The sequence below is a fragment of the Nocardia sp. NPDC056952 genome, assembly GCF_042674185.1.
GTDB lineage: Bacteria > Actinomycetota > Actinomycetes > Mycobacteriales > Mycobacteriaceae > Nocardia.
Window position 1 is genome coordinate 14,497 of sequence record NZ_JBHURA010000015.1, and the last position, 15,523, is coordinate 30,019.

A 15,523-nucleotide genomic window follows, 5' to 3' on the forward strand; every position below is an offset into this window, starting at 1 on the left:
TCAATCGGTCGTAGCGCCCGGCACGTCCGGATTCGGCTACGTCACAGCAAATACCCGGTCGGTCATGAGCCAAACAGCCCGCCGTAGATCAGTCCCGGCGGACGAAATTCGGTCGAATGTCCATGTCGGGCGCGTCGTAGTAGCGGTGGAAGGTGGGCGTCAGCCCGGACGAGATGGGCGGATTGACCCAACTCCAGTCGGTCGGGCACGCGCGCCCGGCGGCTTCCTCGCGCTGTACGTGATCGCAGAACTGCTTGGCCACGGTGTGGTGGTCGACCATGTGCACGCCGGACGCGCGAAAGCTGTGCAGCACAGCATGATTGAGCTCGATCAGCGCCTTGTCCCGCCACAGCGTGCGCACCGACGAGGTGTCGAGACCCATCATGTCGGCGATCAGCGGCAGCATGTTGTAGCGATCGGTGTCGCTGAGGTTGCGCGCGCCGATCTCGGTGCCGACGTACCAGCCGTTGAAGGGAGCGAAGGGGTAGCAAACTCCGCCCACCTCCAGATCCATGTTCGAAACAGCGGGCAGCGCGTGCCATTTCAGGCCGAGTGCGGCGAACCACGGGTAGTCGGGGTGGGTCAGGTCGACCTCGCGGACCAGCTCGCGCGGAACGTCGAAATACCGCACGTCCTCGGTGGGTGTGCTGATCAGCACCGGCAGCACGTCGAAGGGCGTACGCGCCCCGCGCCAGCCCAGCTCCAGCGCCTGTTCGGTGGCCGCGATATTGGCCGGATCGCCGGTGACGGTGCCGTCACCGTTGCGGTAGCCGGCATAGCGGATCAGCTGCGAGCTCTCGATCCGGTACTCGCCGCCGCCGGGTTCGGCCGCCGGGCCGACCGTGATCATCGACTGAATCGCGCCGCCGTTGGTGGCCAGGCGCAGATGTTGCCAGCACACCTCGGAAAGTTCCCGCGCAGAAGTAACTCGGCGCGCGTCGAGTAGTTTCAGCGATCGCCAATGTTTGCGGCCGACACAGCGAGCGTGGTTGCGCCACGCCAGTTTCGCGCCGATCAAGATCTCCTCGGCGGTCTGGGTATAGGTGCCGGTATCGCGCAGTTCGGCGAGCGCGCCGAGGCGACGCTGGGTGGGCAGGTGCCCGAGTTCGGGGTAGCGGAAGAACTCGTCGCAGTCGCGCAAGCGGCGATCCAGCTCCACCGGCGGCGGCACGGCGACATCGACGTCAGCCGCCAAAGTCACTGTGGGGGTTGATTTTTCGCAGACGGCAGGGCGAGAGCTTTGGTTCACGGTACATCTCCGGTCGGGCAGCAGGGTGCGGGGCCGTGCGGGTGCACCCTCCGACGCGGGAAGATTGCCCGCCGAGAACACATTCACTCGACCGGTGGCGCGCGCCGACCGGGTGATCGGTCGACCCGAAATCAGCTTCGGCAAGCCTACGACCGGTGTGCTGGCAGTGTGCTCGAATTCGCGGTAATCCCACGGCAACCCGCGTCAAGGGTTGCTGACCGTGCGCCGGACTAACGGAATCGGGCCGCCGTCTCGGGTGCGGTGGCGAAGCTGAGGAACTGCTCGTTCTCGTGCGGATCGCCGACCGTGACCCGCACACCGTCACCGGCGAACGGCCGAACCAGCACGCCCGCAAGGGCACTCGCCTCGGCGAACTCGATACTGCGCTCGCGCAGTGGCAACCACACGAAATTGGCCTCGCTCGACGGCACCTCGTAGCCCGCGGCCAGCAGCGCCTCGCGCAGCTGATGCCGTTGCGCCACCAGCACATCGGTGCGATCGAGCAGTTCGCCACGCGCCTGCAGCGAGGCGATCGCGGCCGCCTGCGCGATCCGGTTCACGCTGAACGGAATGTGCACCTTCAGCAGCGCCGCGATCACCTCGGGATCGCCCACTGCGTAGCCGACGCGCAGCCCGGCCAGACCGTAGGCCTTCGAGAATGTGCGAAGCACAACCACATTCGGCCTGGTGCGGCTGATCTCGACGCCGTCGGGGCGGGTCTCGGGCGTCAGCCGCAGGTACTCGTAGTAGGCCTCGTCGAGCACGACGAGAACGTGCGCGGGCACCCGGTCGAGGAAGCGCTCCAGCTCGGCGCGCCCGTGTGCGGTGCCGCTGGGGTTGTTCGGGTTGCACACGAAGATCAGCTTGGTGCGCTCGGTGACCGCGTCGGCCATCGCGTCCAGATCGTGCAGATGATCCTCGGTCAGCGGTACCCGCACCGCGGTCGCGTTGCCCACCTGCGTGACGATCGGGTACGCCTCGAACGAACGCCACGCGAACACCACCTCGTCGGTGGGGGCGTCGCAGGTGATCTGCACGAGTTCCTGGCACAGCGCCACGCTGCCGCAGCCGACCGCGACATTCGCCACGGTGACCTCGAGGAACTCGGCGAGCGCCGCCCGCAGCTCGCTGACCTGATTGTCCGGATAGCGGTTGGCCAGCTCGGCGGACTCCGCGATCGCCTTGGCGGCGCTCGGCAACGGACCGAAGGTCGTCTCGTTGGACGCGAGCTTCACCGCATCCGGGTGGTTACGGCCGGGAACGTAGGCCGGGATGGTGGCGAGGTCGGGGCGGATGTGCGCGGTCACGCCTCCACCCTACGATGATCGGCTGCCGCGACATGCGGCGCGGCCGTCCAGACCTACCCAAGTCCAGTTCTGCCGCCTACGCTGGGTTTATGCCGGGCACTTACGACGACGTCGCCCCCCTGCGGCCGGTGGATGCCGACACCGCCGCCGTCGCGCGGCGCACTGCCGTGCCGATCACCGTGGTGGAGCCCGAACGGGTGGCCCGCGGCGGCATCGTTGTCCTGCACGAATCCCGCGAATTCTCCCCCCAGCTCCTCGAGCTGATGCGGGCGCTGTCGTTCGAGGGCTGGATCGTCGTCGCGCCGCATCTGTTCGACCGCATCGCCGACGCGCAAGTACACGAGGTATTCGGTGACGAACTCTTCGACGACTTCGATGCCGGTTTCGACTGGCTCACCGGCCGCGGCGTCTTCCCCGACACGATCGGCGTCCTCGGGTTCGACAGCGCGGGCACCGCGGCCTTCCTCGTCGCCGCCACCCGCCCGATCGGCGCCGCGGTGAGCGTGGCCGCCCCCGGCATCGCCGAACCGCTTCCCGACCAGAACGCGGCCCTCATCGACATCGCCGCCGACCTCCAGGCCCCTTGGCTCGGGATCTTCGGCGCGGACGACCCGGCCACCCCGCCCGAGGCGGTCGAACGCCTCCGTGAGGCCACGGCGAAGGCCGATGTGGCCAGTCTCACAATCACTTATCCCGGTCTGAGTCACCGGGTCGACCGACCCGATCCCGAAGACGAGGCGGCCACCGCCATTCGCATCGACTCCCAGACCCGTATCTACGACTGGTTCGACAGCAACTTACGCTGATTGACCAGGCGTTTTGGACTACTACCACTGCTCGTGTAATCTTCATTCCCGGCGGTTCGACAAGGACCGGTGCCCTCGAAAGAGAAGGCTCCAGGAGGCGTGCCAGAGCGGCCGAATGGGACTCACTGCTAATGAGTTGTCCCTTCACGGGGACCGGAGGTTCAAATCCTCTCGCCTCCGCCACACCCAGCTTGCTGGGTAACAACTGAAGATGCACCACCATGCGCCCGTAGCTCAACGGATAGAGCACTTGACTACGGATCAAGAGGTTAGGGGTTCGAATCCCTTCGGGCGCACCGAAATCGACCCCGTATCAGCAGATACGGGGTCGATTTTTTTCGTGGGGGGCTGTGGTCAATCCGGGCTGGTCGCTGCCAGGACTCTGGCGGTTTCGCGGGCGGTCGGGGCGGGGGTGGCTATTCCTTTGAGACCGGCGACTTTCGCGTTGATGTTCTCGGCGACGGTGATCGGGGGGTAGCCCTGTTCGCCGGGGGCGAGGGTGCCGGGGAGGGCTTGGATCACCGCGTCGTGGTTGCCGTCGAAGAAGAAGGCGGCGGAGCGCCGGCGGCGGATGTGGCCGTCGATGATCGGCGGATCCACGCGGTGGAGGGTGGACATCCAGCGGTCGTTGGTCCAGCGGGCCATCGCGTCGCCGAGGTTGATCAGCAGGGCTCCTTCCGCGGGCTGCACGTTGTGCCAGTGGCCGTGTTCGTCGAGCACCTGGAGACCGGGGACGCGGTCGGCCCACAGGATGGTGAGGATGCCGAAGTCGGTGTGCGCGCCCATTCCGGTCATGTCGCCGTCGAGGCGCAGTTCGCCCTCGGGCAGGGCGTAGTTGTTCATCTTCAGCGCGTCGATGGAATGGTCGGTGAGGGTGTCGAAGTAGTCGGCGGGTAGCCGCAGGGCTGCGGCGAAGGCGCGCAACAGGATTCGCGACAGCCGCTGTGCGTGGGCGAAGTAGGTGTCGATCGCGGGACGGAAGCCCGGAGCGGCCTCGGGCCAGTTGTTGGCGGCATACGACGAGGCGGGTAGGTCGAGGCCGGGGAAATCGGTGAACTGGGTGCCGACGATGAAGGCCTCGTAGAAGTCGTTCATCTGATTCGCCGTGGGCAGTCCCAGACTCAGGCTCAGCGATTCCGACCTCGGCGGCGAGTAGCCACGGTTCTCCGAGGTGGAGCGGCGGTAGCGCTTCTTGATGTCGAGTGGCAGTGCGAAGAACTCGTCGAGCGCGTCGGTGAGCCCGGCGAGTACCTCGTCGGGGATGGCATGGCCGACGATCTGCATGAAGCCGACCTCGCGGCAAGCGGTGTCGATTTCGGCGGCGACCGCCGCGCGACCGGCATCGTCGGTGTCGGTCAGAAAGGGAGTGATGTCGATGGTGGGGACGGTGAACGGGGACGTCATCTCTTCAGGGTCTATTGCATGTATTGCCTCCGCATTACAGAACGGAGGGAAGAGCAGACATGTAGTGAGCACGTAACGGGCTGGAAACCGACCGGAAGTTGCATGTAGATGTCGCGCAGAAGGGCGCGACGACGAGGAGGACGACATGCAGAACCACCGACACCCCAGGCGCGCCGCGACCTCGGGAGCAGTGCTGTTGGCGGCGCTGCTCGCCGTCGCCGGTTGCGGCACCGATTCCGCGGATCAGGGTGGCGCCGCTGTCGCGCTCGAACCCGCCGCGCCCGCGCAGACTCTGCGTGGGGTGTGCCCGGACACGGTCACCATTCAGCTGCAGTGGCAGCCGCAGTCCGATCAGGGCGGGTTGTTCCAGCTGCTCGGCCCCGGGTACCGCGTGGACGAGGAGACCAAATCGGTCGAAGGGCCGCTGGTGGCAGGTGGTAAGGACACCGGCGTGCGGTTGCAGCTGCGAGCGGGCGGGCCCGCGATCGGGTTCCAGTCCGTCCCCTCGCGCATGTACGTAGACGACACTGTCACGCTCGGGGTGGTACACGGCGAGCAGGTGATCGCGGCGAGTGCCGCCAAGTCTGTCGTCGCCGTCACCCCGCTGCTGAAATACAGCCCGTCCATTCTGATGTGGGATCCGGTGAGTCACCCGGACTGGCGTTCGATCACCGACATCGGCCGCTCGAACGCGCCCGTCGTCGTGTCGAAGGAGCAGATCTTTCCGCAGTGGCTGGTGGCCAAGGGCCTGCTGAAACAGTCGCAGATCGATACCGGATACGACGGCGCCCCAGCCCGTTTCGTCGCCGACCCCACGATCGCCCAGCAGGGTTTCGCCAGCGCGGAACCGTACGTCTACGAGCACGAGGCCCGTGCCTGGAACAAGCCGGTGGCCTACGACCTGATCAAGAACTCCGGCTTCGACACCTACGCCTCGAATCTCACCGCGCGTGCCGACAAGCTCGACGGACTGGCGCCGTGCCTGGCCAAGTTGGTGCCGATCGTGCAGCAGTCCGGCGCCGACTTCGCCGCCGCACCGGCCGACACCAATGCCAAGGTCGTCGATATCGTCTCCCGCACACCGGCATTCACCCCGTACCCGGCCGGTGAAGCCGAGTTCGCCGCGAAGCAGCTCGTCGAGCTCGGTCTGTTGGCCAACGAGGCCGACGGCTCCTTCGGCACCTACGAGCAGGCTCGAACCCAGCGCAACCTCGACGAGCTGCGGCCGATCCTGGTGGCAGGCGGAGCCGCGATCCCACCGGCGCTGACAGCGGGCGAGATCTTCACCAACCGATTCACCGATCCGAAGATCGGCATTCGCTGACTCCTGGCTACTTCCAGGCAGGCAGTGGCGGCAGGGGGCCGGTCAGGTCGCTACCCGAGGTGCGGCCGACCAGCCAGCCGAGGAGGGCGGTGGCGGGTCCGAGGACGGTGTGGTGGGGGCGTCCAGGGCCGAAGGTGGCGATGAAATCTGTGTCGGTGGACTGGATGTCGAAGGTGGGGGTGGCTTCGGGAAGGAGCTTGGCGGAGAGATCGGCGACGGTCTCGGGAAGAAGCCGAGCGACGAACGGGGCAGGCCAATCGGCGGGGGTGTAGCCCACGTCGAGGTCCACGTGGTGGATCTCTGTCTCGCGCAAGCGCATCCAGGGGATCTGGTCGGCGGTGAGGGTGCCGCCCTGGCGGTTGCGGACCTCGGCCTGCCAGTCGCCGGCGGGCATGGTGGTGGCGACGGCCTGCCAGCGGTGCGCGGTGGCGGTGAAGTCCGCGTGCTGCACGAGCAGCGGGCGGGGTGCTCCTGCCTCGATATCGGCATCACGAACGGCGACGCTCGGATACTGCGGCATCTCGATGCCGGTGCGTGCCCACAGCAGCAAGTTCAACAGGCTGTCGGCATTGCGTGACATGTGGGCCAGCACATGACCGCGGGTCCACCCCGGTAACAGGGACGGTCCGGCCAACGTCGTATCGGTGAGTGTGCCGATGGCGGCGTCGAAGCGCGCGGTGGAGGCGGCGACCTGATCGAGCAGGTCGGTGGGCGTTGCCGTTTCGCTGGTCACGGCTTCGAGGGTAGTGCGCCGTCGTCGATGATCGCGTCGGCTTCGATCTCCACCAGCAGGTCAGGCGCGATCAGCGCGGTGACCTCGTACATCGAGGCGGCGGGGCGGATCGTGCCGAACACCTCGGTGTGGGCGGCCGCGACCTCGGGCCAGCGGGCGATATCGGTGACGAACATGCGCGTGCGCACCACATCGCGCACGCTTGCCCCGGCCTGCTCCAGCGCGGTGGCGATGCGAGCCAGGACCTCGCGGGTCTGGGCGCCGATATCGTCGCCGCCGACAGCGCCACCACCGGCGACAGCGGCGGTGGTGCCGCTGACGACGACCTGGTTGCCGACCCGCACCGCTCGCGAATACCCGACGACATCTTCGAAATCGGAGGCTGAGGAAATGTTCACCCGAGTTGTGGTCATGATTGCCAGAATGGTCCACCGAGTGGTGGAGGACAATTCATTTCCCGGTCGTCTCGTGGTCGGATCGCGACGGTATGCATGGCAAATGAACGTGCGTCCAGGTCTTCGTCTTTTCCCTCTCACCGCCGCCTTGTGCGCCGCCGCCGTGGTCGCGGGCTGCTCGTCGCCGGAGTCCGCGGCCGGCTTCACCGCGGGCAAGGACCAGCCGCTGGTGATCTCGCTCGACGACCTGGTCGCCAAGGCGGGTACCAGCGCGGTGCTGGGGGTCAGCCTCGAGCCCGAGCACGGCAATGTCACCCGCCGCGCCGACGGCGCCTACGTCTACACCCCGAGCGCCGGCTACACCGGTCTCGACCAGTTCACCGTCACCACCACCGACGCGGTTCGCCTCTACACGACCGACATTCCGGTGCTCGGCGAGTTCGGTGGCACCACGGTGCAGGGCAGTGGGTTCGGCTCGGCCTGGACCGCGGTGCCCGGTAGCGCCGACGAGTTCTACGGGCTCACCGACCGCGGCCCGAACGTCGACGGTCCGGCGAAGAACGAGAAGCTCTCGCCCACACCGAATTTCGTGCCCAAGATCGGCCGGTTCAAGTTGGTCGACACCAAGGCCGTGCTGCAGTCGAGCATCGAGCTGCGGAGCAAGTCGGGCGTGCCGTTCAACGGGCAGGTCGATACCTCGGCGAGCACCGGCGAGACCATCAAGGACCTCCAGGGCACTGTCCTGCCGCCCACCGATCACGGCATCGACCCCGAAGGCCTCGTCGCACTGGCCGACGGCACCTTCTGGATCTCCGACGAATACGGTCCGTTCCTGGTGCATTTCGATGCCACGGGCACCGAGATCGAGCGGCTCGCGCCCGGCAGCGGCCTGCCGAAGGAGATCGCGCTGCGCACACCCAACCAGGGCATGGAAGGGCTGACCATCACTCCCGACGGCAGCACCCTGGTCGGCATGGTGCAGAGCGCGCTCAACACCCCCGGCCTGAACGGCTCGGCCAAGGAGGTGCCGTTCGCGCGGATCGTGACGGTCGACCTGAAGACCAAGGCGCAGAAGGAATTCCTGTACCCGCTGGAAAACCCGAAGCAGTCGAAGGTCGCGGTCTCGGAGATCACCGCGCTGAGCGCCACCACATTCCTGGTCGACGAGCGTGACGGCAACCTCGCGCCCAAGTCGGACAAGAAGATCTGGACCATCGACATCGCGGGCGCGACCGATGTCGGCCCGCAGTCCGCCGTGCCGGGCGCGACCTATGACGCCGAGAAGGGCGGCCTGCTGATCGACGGCAAGCCCCTGGAGACGCTGATCGGGGTCACCCCGACCACCGAAGCCGTCGCCGCGCTCACCAAGGCGGGCGTCACCCCGGTCGCGAAGAAGAGCAACCTCGACCTCTCCGCGCTGGTCGCCGCACTCGACGAGAAGGGCCGGTTCTTCGGTCACGACAAGATCGAGGGCATCGCCACCCTCGACGGCGGCAAGACCGTCTACATCGCCAACGACAGCGACTTCGGCCTGGCCGCGAGTCAGGGCGAACAGCCCCCGTTCGGGCTGAAGCCCAAGACGCTGCCCAACGGTGCGCAGGACACCGGCGAGGTGCTCGCGGTGGACACCACCAAGCTGCCGGCGAAGATCGACGGCTACACGGTGAAGATCACCGTCAAGTAGTCCACTCGCGGGCTTCGACGAGCACCGCGGTGGCCAGGGCGAGCAACCACAGCGACATGGTGCCGACCTGGATTCGCTGGGCTATGCCGAGCGCGTAGGAGCCGGACAGGTTGTCGGCGACCATCATCCAGATGGTCGCCGCCGACCCGAGAACAAGCACGGCGACGCCGAATTCCCGCAGGATCCGCCAGCGGTGGTACCGGTAGGCGGCGGCGCTGAAGGCGAACGCCGCCACCGCGATCGAGGTGACGGCCAGCGTGCTCGTGAGCGCGTGCGGTTGATGCAGTTGCGGAAACAGCCCGCTGTCGCCGCCGCACGCGCTGTCTCCCGGGGCGCAGTCGTGGAGCGGGAGCAGGGCGTCGGCGATGGTGGACGCGCCGAAACACAACAGGGCTGTCCAGCCGATCGTGGTCAGCCGGCGGCGCCGGAAAACGAGCAGTCCACCCAGTGCCGCGGGGATCAGCAACAGGCCGACCACTTTGTCGGCGGTGCCGAACACCTCGCGGTAGGGCTTGCCCTCGGCGTCGAGTTCGCTGAGGAAGTCGTTGACCGGGTCGGTGTCGATCGGCAGCACGAATTCCAGCAGCCAGGACGAGTAGCACAGGCCCGCGATCGCGATCGCGAGCGCGATCAGCAACGAGTAGCCACGGGTGTGCCGTGCGAATTCGGTCACACCGACCATTGTGCGTGTCCGGCCGCCACCGCCCCGATCAGGCGCGTCGAGAGCGGGGACGTGGTTTCATCGTGGCATCACAGGCACGCACAGGTTGCTGTCAGGTTCGCCGTGCAGGGTGGTCGGTAACCAACGGAGAGGTCCTCGATGAGCTACGTGATCGCGCTGGCGGGTTTTGCCACGATCCTCGCGCTGGCCGTGTCCGGATTCGTCGCGGCGGATGCGTCGCGCGCACGGGTGCGGGTTCGCGCCGAACGCAGTCCGCGTCGTCGCTGAAGTACTCGATAGTCACCGGTCAGGTTTGGAGCGTTTCACCAGTGCGGTGATCCGCTCGGCTGCCGCCTGCGGATCCTCGTGCTCCCACACCCGGACGACCGCCCAGCCCGCCGCTGTCAACGCGATGTCGGTGGCCCGATCGCGGGCGACATTGCCTGCCAGCTTGTCGGCCCACCACTGCGCGTTGTTCTTCGGATCGGTCGCGTGCTCAGGGCAGCGATGCCAGAAACAGCCGTCGACGTAGACCGCGATGCGCAGTCGCGGAAACACCACATCCGCGCGACGGCGCTGACCTTTGACGGGCGGGCGGTCGACGAAATAGCGCAGGCCCGCCCGGTGCAATTCGCGGCGTAGTGCCAGCTCGGGAGCGGTATCAGCGCGTCGCTGCTTGGACATGCGCGCGCTGGTCGCGGCGTCGGTCACGAGCTTGCGCGCAGCGGATGACGTCGACGAGGCGGCGGACTCGTCGGGCGATTCCCGGTTGTCTGCCCGCCGCGTGCTCATGCCGCCCAGCCGCCCATGCGGTCGAGGTGATCCCGGACGTCGTCGAGGAATCCGGGCGGGAAGCGCAGGCTTCCCATCTCGGTGCGACGCAGGAATCCCGCCGTCGCGCGAGGAGAGAGCAGGCGGGGCTCGGTGAGGAAGTTCTTCAGGTCCTCGTAGGGCTCGTGGACCGGCCAGGTCGAGAGGGGAACGCGGTGCACGACGCCCGCGTGACCCCAGGCGGCGCTCGGCCACGGCTGGCCCGCGGCTATCGGCTCGCCCACGGTCAGCGGGTCCGACGGCGCGGCCAAGCGTTCGCCGACCCAGTTCGCCATCCGCACGCTCACCGCGTTGCCCACCAGTTTCCAGCGATGACCGTGGCGCACGCCGGGAACATCGAGGGCGGGGGCGGTCCAGTCGGCGTCGAACCCCTGTAATCGTTCACCGTCGACGATCCCCGGCGTCACGATCTCGCCCGCGGGCAACCGGACCGCGGGCGGGCTGGCGATGCCGAGACCGGAACCGCCCTTGAGGGTCGGCACCGCGTTCACCGCCCAGCCGAGGCCGCGCACACCCTCGGTCCAGTAGAAACCGCACGGATCGCAGTCCGGATCGCCGTAGTCGCGGGGACCGGCGTCGTCGCCGAACAGCACCTGGCGGGGGTCCTCGGTGCGCGAAGCCAGCATCAGCACGCGCTGACGCCGTTGCGGCAAGCCGAACGCGCGGCCGTCGACGACCCGATAGGCCCAGGCGTACCCGAGCTCCTCCAGCGCGGCGGTGATGTGGCGCATGGCCGCGCCGCGACCCAGCTGCAGCATGAACGGGACATTCTCGATCAACAGCCACCGCGGCCCGCGCTGCCTGCGAACCAGGCGGAACACCTCGTCGACCAGGCCGGATCGACGACCGGTGATGCCCGCGGTGCGCCCGGCCTGGGAGAGGTCCTGGCACGGGAAACCCGCGGCGACCAGCTCGGTGCCCGCGGGAAGCGACCGCAGGCGGGTGATGTCGCCGTGCAGATCGGTGTCGGGAAACCGCGCCGCGAGCACACCCTGGGCGCCGGGATCGATCTCACACAGCAGCTCCGACGCCCAACCATGCCTGCTCAGACCGAGTTCGAGCCCGCCGATCCCGGCGAACAACCCGACCATCCGCGACAACGAGACTCCTGTGTTTTCGGAGCGCCGGCGCGCTCGGGTTAGCGGCCACCGGGTGGTCCGCTCTTCAGCGACCCGTTCCCTCGCGCCTGGGGCGAATTGTATCGGTCCCCTGAACAGGCGCGGGCCGCGAACGAATCCTTCCCGACGACGGGTGCCGCGTGCCTCGGCAGGGGGTAGACGGGTGGGCTCGGGCCGAGGAAAATCGGTGGCCGGGGGTGGGGGTGCTCTGGGACTCTTGATGGGCCGAACTTGTCGGACCCCGGTGCGAACATCACCTGGCGTCCGTACCGGAAACCCAACCAGCCGACCGGGCATCAAGGGGGAGTTTTGTCTGTCACATCAGAGCTGGCGGCCGCCGAATCGGAGGCCGACAGATCGGAGCGGCCGTCGCCGCAGCCGAGTGGGGGAATGCGGTCGTTGCGGCGATTTCTGCCCTTTCTCCGGCCGTACCGGGCGCCGCTGCTGCTGGCCAACGTGCTGGCGATCGTCACCGCGAGCACCGCGATCGCGATTCCGCTCGTCATCGCACGGGTGGTCGACGGGCCGATCGCGCGACGCGATTTCGTCGGTCTGCTGGCGCCGGTCGCGCTGATCTTCCTGCTCGGATCACTCGAATCGTTCGGTATGTGGGGCAGGCGATGGCTGGTGTCCAAGCCCTCGACGATGTTCGAAATCACCATGCGCGCCAAGCTTTTCACGCAATTGCAGGCTCTCGCGATCGGCCGCCACGACGGCTGGCAGTCGGGTCAGCTGCTCTCGCGCGCCATCGACGATCTGTCGGTGCTGCGGCGGTTCGTCGCGTTCGCCGGTCCGTTCCTCATCGTCAACGGGGTGATCATGCCCACCGGGCTGATCGTGTTGTTCGCGATGAACTGGCAAGTGGGACTGATCTTCACGGTGACCTCCCTGCCGCTGACGCTGTTCTGCGCGCGCTTCGTCCGCCGCTTCGAGGTGGCCTCGCGGCGTTCGCAGGACCAGTCCGGCGACCTGGCCACCATCGCCCAGGAATCGGCGCAGGGCGTGCGGGTGCTCAAGGCGCTGGGGCGCGGCCGCTTCTTCGGGACGCGTTTCACCGCGCTCTCGCGCGAGCTGCAGCGCACGGAAATGGAGAAGGTGCGCCTGGACGCCACGCTGTGGGCGGCGTTGGTGACCTTGCCGACCGTGTCGATCGCGGTGTCACTCGGGGTGGGCGGCTACTCGGTGGTGCACGGCTCGATGACGATGGGCACGCTGGTCGCGAGCATCACGCTGGCCACGTTCCTGCAGTGGCCGATCATCTGGCTCGGCTTCCTGCTGTCGGAGCTGTTCGAGGCGCGCACCGCCGCCGATCGCTTCTGGGAGATCATCGACACCCCGCTCGACATCACCGACCCGCCGCACCCGGCGGAACTCCCTGACCCGCTGCGCGGGGAACTGGTCATCGACCGGGTCCGCTTCGCCTACCCGCGATCCGGGGACGGTCCGGAACACACCGTGCTGGAGGAGATCTCGCTGCGGATCCGGCCGGGGGAGACGGTCGCGCTCGTCGGCGCGACGGGCAGCGGCAAGACCGCGCTGCTCGAACTGATTCCCCGGCTCTACGACGTCAGCGGGGGCCGGATCACCATCGACGGCGTCGACATCGCCACGCTGCGCCTGGCGCAGCTGCGCCGGGTGGTGACGGTGGCCTTCGAGGAACCGGTGCTGTTCTCGGCCAGTGTGCGCGAGAACGTGGCACTGGGCGACGCGCGTGCCACCGACGTCGACGTGCGACAGGCGCTCGATATCGCGCAGGCGAGCGAATTCGTCGACGCGTTGCCGTGGGGGCTCGACACCCGCATCGGTGAGCAGGGCATGAGTCTGTCGGGCGGACAGCGTCAGCGTCTGGCCCTGGCCCGCGCTGTGCTCACCGGCGATACCGCCGCCCACGGCCGGATCATGGTCCTCGACGACCCGCTGTCGGCGCTGGACGTGGAAACCGAAGAGCGCGTGCAGGATCAGCTGCGGGCGGTGCTCTCCGGCGCTACCACTCTGCTCGTCGCGCACCGGCCGTCCACTGCCGCGCTGGCCGACCGCGTCGCGCTGCTCGCCGACGGACGCATTGTCGCCGAGGGCAGCCACGAGAAACTGCTGCGCACCAGCAGCCACTACCGCGAACTGATGGGAGGTGAAGCATGAGCACCGAGACGGTGACGACGGAAAAGGATGTGCCGGAGGAGAAGTCCGATCTTGCGGCCGACTGGCGCGGTATCGCCAAAGAGGACGACGCCGTCACCGGCACCGGAAACCTGGTGCTGGCCGGGCGATCCCGGCGATTGCTCCTCGATCTGGTGCGGCCCTACCGCAAGCAGGCGATTCTCACCTTCGTCCTGATCCTGCTCGACAACGCGGCCAAGGTGTCGCTGCCGCTGTTCATCGCCTACGGGCTCGACCACGGCATCAGCCAAGGCCGCCAGGGCAATTGGACGCCGATGATCGCGACCGTCGCCGGATTCGTCGCGGTGACGTTGCTGTCGGGGCTCACCACCTTCGCCTTTCTGCGGGCCTCCGGGTCGCTGAGTCAGCGGGTGCTGTTCGACCTGCGGGTGCGCGCGTTCCGGCACACGCAGCGATTGAGCGTGTCGTTCCACGAGAAGTACACCTCGGGCAAGGTCGTCACCCGGCTCACCAGCGATATCGAAGCACTGCAGGAACTGCTCGAAGGCGCGCTGAATCAGGCACTGAGCGCGGTGATCTCGGTGGTGACCATCGCGGCCCTGCTGATCTGGCTCGACCCGCTGCTCGCGTCGATCGTGCTGATCGGGTTCGTGCCGCTGGTGCTGGTCACCCGGTGGGCGCAGCGGCGTCAGCGGGCGGGCTACCGACGCACCCGCGGGGCGATCTCGCGCGTTGTCGTGCAGTTCGTCGAGTCGATGAGCGGCATGCGCGCGGTGCAGGCGTTCCGGCGCGAACACCGCAACGAGGAGGTCCTCGGCGTCGAGGATTCGGCGTACCAGAAGGCGACGACCACCGCGGTCCGCGGGATGGGCGACTACGTCGGGCTCTCCAACTTCATCGGCAAGCTGACCACGGTGATCGTGCTGCTGGTCGGCGCCTGGCAGGTGATGGAGGGCAACCTCGCGATCGGTGTGCTGGCCGCGTACCTGCTCTACCTCGACCAGTTCTACGGTCCCCTCGACGAACTCGCGCAGGTGTTCAACTCCTACCAGTCCGCCGCCGCGGCGCTGGAGAAGATCTCCGGCGTGCTCGAGGAGGAACCGGCGGTCGCCGAACCCGAACGCCCGGTGACACTCGAGCGGGCGACCGGTGCGGTGCGGATGGACCAGGTCTGGTTCGGCTACAACACCACGTCGGTGCTGCCGGAATTCGACCTGGAGATCCCGGCCGGACAGGTGGTGGCGCTGGTCGGTGCCACCGGTGCGGGCAAGTCGACGCTGGCGAAACTGCTCACCCGGTTCTACGACCCGAGCGGTGGCGTGATCACGCTCGACGACGTGGATCTGCGCCACCTGGCCGATGTCGAGCTGCGCAGGCACGTCGTGATGATCACGCAGGAGGCATACCTGTTCTCCGGCACCATCGCCGACAACATCCGGCTCGGCAGGCCCGACGCGACCGACGCCGAGGTCACCGCGGCCGCGCGCGCGGTGGGGCTCGACGCCTTCGTCGGCGGACTTCCCGACGGCTACGCCACCGACGTGCGCACGCGCGGTGGCAGGCTCTCGGCGGGCCAGCGTCAGCTGGTGGCCTTCGCGCGGGTGTTCCTGGCCGATCCGGCGGTGATCGTCCTCGACGAGGCCACCTCCAGCCTGGATATCCCCGGCGAGCGGCTGGTGCAGCACGCGCTGGAGACCCTGCTGCGCGACCGCACGGCCGTGATCATCGCCCACCGGCTGTCCACCGTGGCCATTGCCGACCGGGTGCTGGTGCTCGACGGCGGCCGGATCGTGGAGGACGGCGCACCGGCCGAGCTGATCGCGGGCCAGGGCCGCTTCGCAGGATTGCACGCCGCATGGCGGGATTCGCTGGTGTGATGCGCCCGTGTTGTGC

Annotated in this window: 14 protein-coding genes and 2 tRNA genes; 8 read left to right on the forward strand and 8 right to left on the reverse strand. The window is 67.9% G+C overall.

Annotated elements, in window-relative coordinates:
• Positions 1-88: 88 nt before the first annotated feature.
• On the reverse strand, positions 89-1,201 hold the full coding sequence (locus tag ACFTS5_RS31990) for a nitric oxide synthase oxygenase (protein ID WP_378638496.1): 1,113 nt from the start codon (positions 1,199-1,201) through the stop codon (positions 89-91).
• 278 nt (positions 1,202-1,479) lie between these two features.
• The gene (gene hisC, locus ACFTS5_RS31995) at positions 1,480-2,556 is read right to left on the reverse strand and encodes a histidinol-phosphate transaminase (protein ID WP_378638499.1); all 1,077 of its coding nucleotides are present in this window, start codon (positions 2,554-2,556) and stop codon (positions 1,480-1,482) included.
• An 89-nt stretch (positions 2,557-2,645) separates the two neighbouring features.
• Between hisC and ACFTS5_RS32000 the strand changes: the two genes are divergently transcribed.
• The 3 genes from ACFTS5_RS32000 to ACFTS5_RS32010 all read left to right on the forward strand — a co-directional run bounded on the left by ACFTS5_RS32000 (position 2,646) and on the right by ACFTS5_RS32010 (position 3,658).
• Positions 2,646-3,362, forward strand: coding sequence for a dienelactone hydrolase family protein (locus ACFTS5_RS32000; protein ID WP_378638502.1), 717 nt, complete (start codon positions 2,646-2,648; stop codon positions 3,360-3,362).
• A gap of 93 nt (positions 3,363-3,455) precedes the next feature.
• Positions 3,456-3,545, forward strand: a tRNA-Ser gene (locus tag ACFTS5_RS32005).
• A gap of 40 nt (positions 3,546-3,585) precedes the next feature.
• Positions 3,586-3,658: transfer RNA gene (locus ACFTS5_RS32010), tRNA-Arg, on the forward strand.
• A gap of 58 nt (positions 3,659-3,716) precedes the next feature.
• On the opposite strand, the gene ACFTS5_RS32015 is transcribed toward ACFTS5_RS32010, so the two are convergent.
• Positions 3,717-4,766, reverse strand: coding sequence for an isopenicillin N synthase family dioxygenase (locus ACFTS5_RS32015; protein ID WP_378638505.1), 1,050 nt, complete (start codon positions 4,764-4,766; stop codon positions 3,717-3,719).
• Between the two features lie 145 nt (positions 4,767-4,911).
• Here ACFTS5_RS32015 and ACFTS5_RS32020 point away from each other — a divergent pair, with 145 nt between their 5' ends.
• Positions 4,912-6,090 carry a nitrate ABC transporter substrate-binding protein gene (locus ACFTS5_RS32020; RefSeq protein ID WP_378638507.1) on the forward strand — a complete coding sequence of 393 codons (1,179 nt, stop codon included), beginning with the start codon at positions 4,912-4,914 and terminating at the stop codon, positions 6,088-6,090.
• A gap of 7 nt (positions 6,091-6,097) precedes the next feature.
• On the opposite strand, the gene ACFTS5_RS32025 is transcribed toward ACFTS5_RS32020, so the two are convergent.
• Together ACFTS5_RS32025 and ACFTS5_RS32030 are read right to left on the reverse strand one after the other, a co-directional pair.
• Entirely contained in the window at positions 6,098-6,823 is a 726-nt protein-coding gene (locus ACFTS5_RS32025; protein WP_378638510.1) for a maleylpyruvate isomerase family mycothiol-dependent enzyme, read from the reverse strand.
• Entirely contained in the window at positions 6,820-7,236 is a 417-nt protein-coding gene (locus ACFTS5_RS32030) for a RidA family protein (protein WP_378638513.1), read from the reverse strand. Before ACFTS5_RS32030 ends, ACFTS5_RS32025 begins: the two co-directional genes overlap by 4 nt.
• 85 nt (positions 7,237-7,321) lie before the next feature.
• On the opposite strand from ACFTS5_RS32030, the gene ACFTS5_RS32035 reads away from it, so the two are divergent.
• A complete protein-coding gene (locus ACFTS5_RS32035) occupies positions 7,322-8,902 on the forward strand; it encodes an esterase-like activity of phytase family protein (protein WP_378638515.1) in 1,581 nt (526 codons plus the stop codon).
• Here the strand turns inward: ACFTS5_RS32035 and ACFTS5_RS32040 are convergent.
• Positions 8,895-9,575 (reverse strand): DUF998 domain-containing protein, encoded by a 681-nt coding sequence (locus ACFTS5_RS32040; protein WP_378638518.1) that lies wholly within the window; start codon positions 9,573-9,575, stop codon positions 8,895-8,897. The two genes, ACFTS5_RS32035 and ACFTS5_RS32040, sit on opposite strands and share 8 nt — an antisense overlap.
• A 147-nt stretch (positions 9,576-9,722) precedes the next feature.
• Here ACFTS5_RS32040 and ACFTS5_RS32045 point away from each other — a divergent pair, with 147 nt between their 5' ends.
• Entirely contained in the window at positions 9,723-9,851 is a 129-nt protein-coding gene (locus ACFTS5_RS32045) for a hypothetical protein (RefSeq protein WP_378638519.1), read from the forward strand.
• A 12-nt stretch (positions 9,852-9,863) separates the two neighbouring features.
• Here ACFTS5_RS32045 and ACFTS5_RS32050 read toward each other — a convergent pair whose 3' ends face one another.
• Both ACFTS5_RS32050 and ACFTS5_RS32055 read right to left on the reverse strand, forming a co-directional pair.
• On the reverse strand, positions 9,864-10,355 hold the full coding sequence (locus ACFTS5_RS32050; protein ID WP_378638520.1) for a very short patch repair endonuclease: 492 nt from the start codon (positions 10,353-10,355) through the stop codon (positions 9,864-9,866).
• Positions 10,352-11,485, reverse strand: coding sequence for a DNA cytosine methyltransferase (locus tag ACFTS5_RS32055; protein ID WP_378638684.1), 1,134 nt, complete (start codon positions 11,483-11,485; stop codon positions 10,352-10,354). Before ACFTS5_RS32055 ends, ACFTS5_RS32050 begins: the two co-directional genes overlap by 4 nt.
• A 336-nt stretch (positions 11,486-11,821) precedes the next feature.
• Here ACFTS5_RS32055 and ACFTS5_RS32060 point away from each other — a divergent pair, with 336 nt between their 5' ends.
• Both ACFTS5_RS32060 and ACFTS5_RS32065 read left to right on the forward strand, forming a co-directional pair.
• A complete protein-coding gene (locus ACFTS5_RS32060; protein WP_378638521.1) occupies positions 11,822-13,651 on the forward strand; it encodes an ABC transporter ATP-binding protein in 1,830 nt (609 codons plus the stop codon).
• Positions 13,648-15,507 (forward strand): ABC transporter ATP-binding protein, encoded by a 1,860-nt coding sequence (locus ACFTS5_RS32065; protein ID WP_378638522.1) that lies wholly within the window; start codon positions 13,648-13,650, stop codon positions 15,505-15,507. The genes ACFTS5_RS32060 and ACFTS5_RS32065 overlap by 4 nt, the downstream gene beginning before the upstream one ends.
• Positions 15,508-15,523 lie beyond the last annotated feature (16 nt).

Coding starts and splice junctions, on each gene's coding strand:
- ACFTS5_RS32030 (WP_378638513.1), bottom strand. CDS start 7,236: ATGACCACAACTCGGGTGAACATTTCCTCAGCCTCCGATTTCGAAGAT.
- ACFTS5_RS32055 (WP_378638684.1), bottom strand. CDS start 11,485: ATGGTCGGGTTGTTCGCCGGGATCGGCGGGCTCGAACTCGGTCTGAGC.
- ACFTS5_RS32035 (WP_378638515.1), top strand. CDS start 7,322: ATGAACGTGCGTCCAGGTCTTCGTCTTTTCCCTCTCACCGCCGCCTTG.
- ACFTS5_RS32050 (WP_378638520.1), bottom strand. CDS start 10,355: ATGAGCACGCGGCGGGCAGACAACCGGGAATCGCCCGACGAGTCCGCC.
- ACFTS5_RS32065 (WP_378638522.1), top strand. CDS start 13,648: ATGAGCACCGAGACGGTGACGACGGAAAAGGATGTGCCGGAGGAGAAG.
- ACFTS5_RS32000 (WP_378638502.1), top strand. CDS start 2,646: ATGCCGGGCACTTACGACGACGTCGCCCCCCTGCGGCCGGTGGATGCC.
- ACFTS5_RS32015 (WP_378638505.1), bottom strand. CDS start 4,766: ATGACGTCCCCGTTCACCGTCCCCACCATCGACATCACTCCCTTTCTG.
- ACFTS5_RS32045 (WP_378638519.1), top strand. CDS start 9,723: ATGAGCTACGTGATCGCGCTGGCGGGTTTTGCCACGATCCTCGCGCTG.
- ACFTS5_RS32020 (WP_378638507.1), top strand. CDS start 4,912: ATGCAGAACCACCGACACCCCAGGCGCGCCGCGACCTCGGGAGCAGTG.